The sequence below is a fragment of the Bacillus cereus group sp. BfR-BA-01355 genome (assembly GCF_022663675.1).
Lineage (GTDB): Bacteria > Bacillota > Bacilli > Bacillales > Bacillaceae_G > Bacillus_A > Bacillus_A thuringiensis_S.
The window spans coordinates 1-3971 of sequence record NZ_JAKUFY010000215.1; the positions used below are offsets into that span (position 1 = coordinate 1).

A 3971-nucleotide genomic window follows, 5' to 3' on the forward strand; every position below is an offset into this window, starting at 1 on the left:
TTTTGGCGTAATTACCATTTGACCAAGCGCAGCTCCCTTTTTAATAGGTGCTTCTTGTCCCTTACTTGATTCTTTTAATTCTGTTTTATAAACATCTTTACTTCCTTTTGGCACTGGAAGTGAAATAGCTTGTTTCGTTTGAACTGCTACATCTTTATCTTTCGCATTTTCTACTCTTACTGTTTCTTGTCCTTTTACTGAAGAACCTTTTTTATACATTTGTTTCACTTCAAAGTTAGCAAATCCATAATCATATAGCTTCTTTGTTTCATCAAAACGTGCTGTATGAGAACTTGTTTTAATAACTACAGAAATAAAACGCATACCGTTTCTTTCAACCGTACCAGTGAAGCAATCTCCTGCTTCTGGAGTTGAGCCTGTTTTCAGACCATCTACGCCATCATATTCTTTAACTAAGCCCTTTAACATCCAGTTCCAGTTTGACATTGCAAACTTCTCTTTTTCTGGACGGAATTCTTTTTTAGGAATTTTTGCTGTATCTAACACTTTTGGATAATCTTTAATTAAATGTTGTGCTAAAGTTGCAACATCCTTTGCAGACATTTTATTTTCTTCATCCGCTGTTGTTCCTTCAGGATGCATTCCCTTTAAATCTTTATTCGTTAAACCTGTAGAATTGACAAATTTATAATTTTTCAATCCTAGTTCTTTCGATTTATCATTCATCATTTTTACGAAATCTACTTCTTTACCTGCAATTGCTTCTGCTAATGCAATTGTTGCACCATTTGCAGAAAAGATTGCCATTGCCTCATATAACTCTTTTACTGTATAAGAGCCACCATTTTCTAACGCAACATTTGATAATGAAGCATCTTGTGAAACCTTATATGCATATTCAGAAACCTTAATTTTCTGGTCCCACTTAAGTTTTCCTTTATCCACTGCTTCATGAACTAAATATTCACTCATCATCTTTGTCATACTGGCAATGGATAATAATTCATCTGCATTCTTTTGATATACAATTTTCCCAGAATTCGCTTCTACTAAAATTGCCGCACCTGCTTCAATGTTTAAAGCGGCTCCTGTTTCAGCTGATGCATTGCTATATGGCATAAAAATGCTACAAGCTAGTGTAATCACTGTTACCAAAGCAATGAATCTTTTGCAAAACATACCTTTCACTTTTGTTACCCCCAATATCTATGTACTCACATAACCGTTATTCTAACATAATCAAAAAAAAATAGACAGAGATATCAAATCTCTGTCTATTTGTATATAAGACATTATAATGAGTAGTTTGGAGCCTCTTTTGTAATTTGTACGTGATGAGGATGGCTTTCACGTAAGCCAGCACCTGACATACGAATGAATTGTGCATTCTCGCGTAAGAATTCTAAATCCTGTGCCCCGCAATATCCCATACCCGCACGTAAGCCACCAACTAATTGGTGAACTGTATCTGCTAAAGGTCCTTTATATGGCACTCGTCCTTCGATACCTTCTGGGACAAGTTTTTTATTTCCTTCTTGGAAGTAACGATCTTTACTTCCTTTTTCCATCGCACCGACAGAACCCATACCACGATACACTTTAAATTGACGACCTTGGTAAATTTCAGTTTCTCCAGGACTTTCGGCAACACCAGCAAACATACTACCTAGCATAACAACATGTGCTCCTGCTGCTAAAGCTTTCACCATATCACCAGAGTACTTAACACCGCCATCAGCGATAACTGGAATACCGTGTTTACGAGCTTCGGTTGCACAATCATAAACTGCTGTTAATTGTGGTACACCAACACCAGCTACAACGCGTGTTGTACAAATAGAACCTGGTCCAATACCAACTTTAACTACGTTTGCACCAGCTTCAATTAATGCTTTCGTTGCTTCAGCTGTAGCAACATTTCCAGCGATGATATTTAATGATGGATATTTAGCACGAACTTCTTTTACCTTATCAATAACACCTTTAGAATGCCCATGGGCTGTATCAAGTACAATTGCATCTACACTAGCTTTTACTAATGCATCTATACGAAGCATAGCATCAGCTGTTACACCAACTGCTGCTCCAACTAATAAGCGTCCTTGCTTATCCTTAGCAGAGTTTGGAAATTCAATTACTTTTTCAATATCTTTTATTGTAATAAGCCCTTGTAATACACCGTTATTATCAACAAGAGGGAGTTTTTCAATTTTATACTTTTGTAGGATCTTTTCAGCTTCTTCCAGTGTAGTACCAACTGGAGCTGTAATTAACTGTTCTTTTGTCATTACGTCAGAAATTTTGATTGAGTAGTCTTGGATGAAACGCATATCACGGTTTGTAATAATACCAACTAATTTTCGCTCATCTAAATTATTTACAACCGGTACACCTGAGATACGATATTTTCCCATAAGATGTTCTGCATCATATACTTGATGTTCTGGAGTTAAGAAGAAAGGATCTGAAATAACGCCGCTTTCAGAGCGCTTTACTTTATCAACTTGCTCTGCTTGTTGCTCAATAGACATATTCTTATGAATAATTCCTAAACCACCTTGGCGAGCCATTGCAATAGCCATGTCAGCTTCTGTTACTGTATCCATTCCTGCACTAATTAACGGGATGTTTAGCTGTAAGCTTTCAGATAAAACTGTTTTAACACTTACTTCTCTTGGTAATATATCTGACCTAGCTGGTACAAGTAATACATCATCAAAAGTCAAACCTTCTTTAACAAATTTAGATTCCCACATAATTGTTCCCCCTATGATACCAGAAATTATTATTAGTAGCTTATCAATTGGTTAAAATACTGTCAAGGACGTATATATATGTTAGAATTTTTAGACAATAAAAGGAGCGTAATATATGCATCAAACATCTTATACTTGGCAGCAGTTAAGTTTCTTTTTTTCATCTCAAAACGTACAACGTTATCTTGCCCGTTGTTATGAAAAATCCTCTATTCAGGATGCCGAAAAAAAAAGTTTTGAAAATTGTTATCCCTTTATTTATTACCTAGAACACGGGAAAAATTATTATGAATTATATAAGAAAGCTCCATTTTCTATTCAACCAATGTTGTTATTTTATGGAATTAGTCAACTTTTTAAAGCATGTCTACTAACCATTGATCCTAACTATCCTGAATCCACTACTGTTTTAGCTCATGGCGTTACAACTCGCAAACGAAAAAAACAAGGGTATCAATTTTTAGAAGATGAGGTGAAGATACAAAAAAACGGATTGTTTACTCATGTTGCAGAACAACTGTTTCACATGAAACACTTAGAAGCAGAAAAATTTAACATGTTAGAACTAATGGGAAATATTCCAGAATTACAAAATTTGTTTCGCTATAGTCAAAAAGGATCAACTTTATATAAAATCGATTCAACAATTAAAAATGAGCTCTCCTTTTCAGTCAACCTACTAGATCGATTACATATGACTAAAGAGAGATTTTCTCGCTACATTGAAACATCTTGTAAGCATTTATCAATGCGACACGTACCTGAGAAAACTAATGAATCGAATTTACTTTTTACGGCGCCCATTCAATCATGGAATCCTATGTACAGTACTCCTTTATACTATGAACATCTTACTAATACTTATTATTTACCACTTACGACTGATCCTAGAAATCCTAAGCCAGTATTACCTGAACTCCTTGTTCATTATTTATTGCTCTATAATTTAAGCATGATTTCTAGGTATGAAACAGATTGGTGGTATGACTTACTTGGAAGCTATGGCTCTGAAGATTATCCATTTATTTATCAATTTCTTAATATTTCTGCTCAAAAAATCCCTTACTATATTTCATCATTTTTACTAACAGAACCTAACCTATTTCATGGGAAATAAAAAAACACAAGTCAAAAGACTTGTGTTTTTAGTTGCTTGGCGACGTCCTACTCTCACAGGGACAAGGTCCCAACTACCATCGGCGCTAGAGAGCTTAACTTCCGTGTTCGGTATGGGAACGGGTGTGACCTCTCTGC

The 3971-nt window shown here is 35.4% G+C and carries 3 protein-coding genes and 1 rRNA gene; 1 reads left to right on the plus strand and 3 read right to left on the minus strand.

Annotated elements, in window-relative coordinates; genetic code table 11:
• The coding region (gene dacA / locus MR167_RS30870; protein WP_242316193.1) for a D-alanyl-D-alanine carboxypeptidase DacA at positions 1-1140 on the minus strand (1140 nt) is incomplete at its 3' end.
• 113 nt (positions 1141-1253) lie between these two features.
• Entirely contained in the window at positions 1254-2717 is a 1464-nt protein-coding gene (gene guaB / locus MR167_RS30875) for an IMP dehydrogenase (RefSeq protein WP_000264089.1), read from the minus strand.
• 115 nt (positions 2718-2832) lie between these two features.
• Here guaB and MR167_RS30880 point away from each other — a divergent pair, with 115 nt between their 5' ends.
• The gene (locus MR167_RS30880; protein ID WP_000554297.1) at positions 2833-3834 is read left to right on the plus strand and encodes a YaaC family protein; all 1002 of its coding nucleotides are present in this window, start codon (positions 2833-2835) and stop codon (positions 3832-3834) included.
• Between the two features lie 34 nt (positions 3835-3868).
• Here MR167_RS30880 and rrf read toward each other — a convergent pair.
• A 5S ribosomal RNA gene (rrf, locus tag MR167_RS30885) occupies positions 3869-3971 on the minus strand; the annotation flags it as partial.

Coding starts and splice junctions, on each gene's coding strand:
- MR167_RS30880 (WP_000554297.1), top strand. CDS start 2,833: ATGCATCAAACATCTTATACTTGGCAGCAGTTAAGTTTCTTTTTTTCA.
- guaB (WP_000264089.1), bottom strand. CDS start 2,717: ATGTGGGAATCTAAATTTGTTAAAGAAGGTTTGACTTTTGATGATGTA.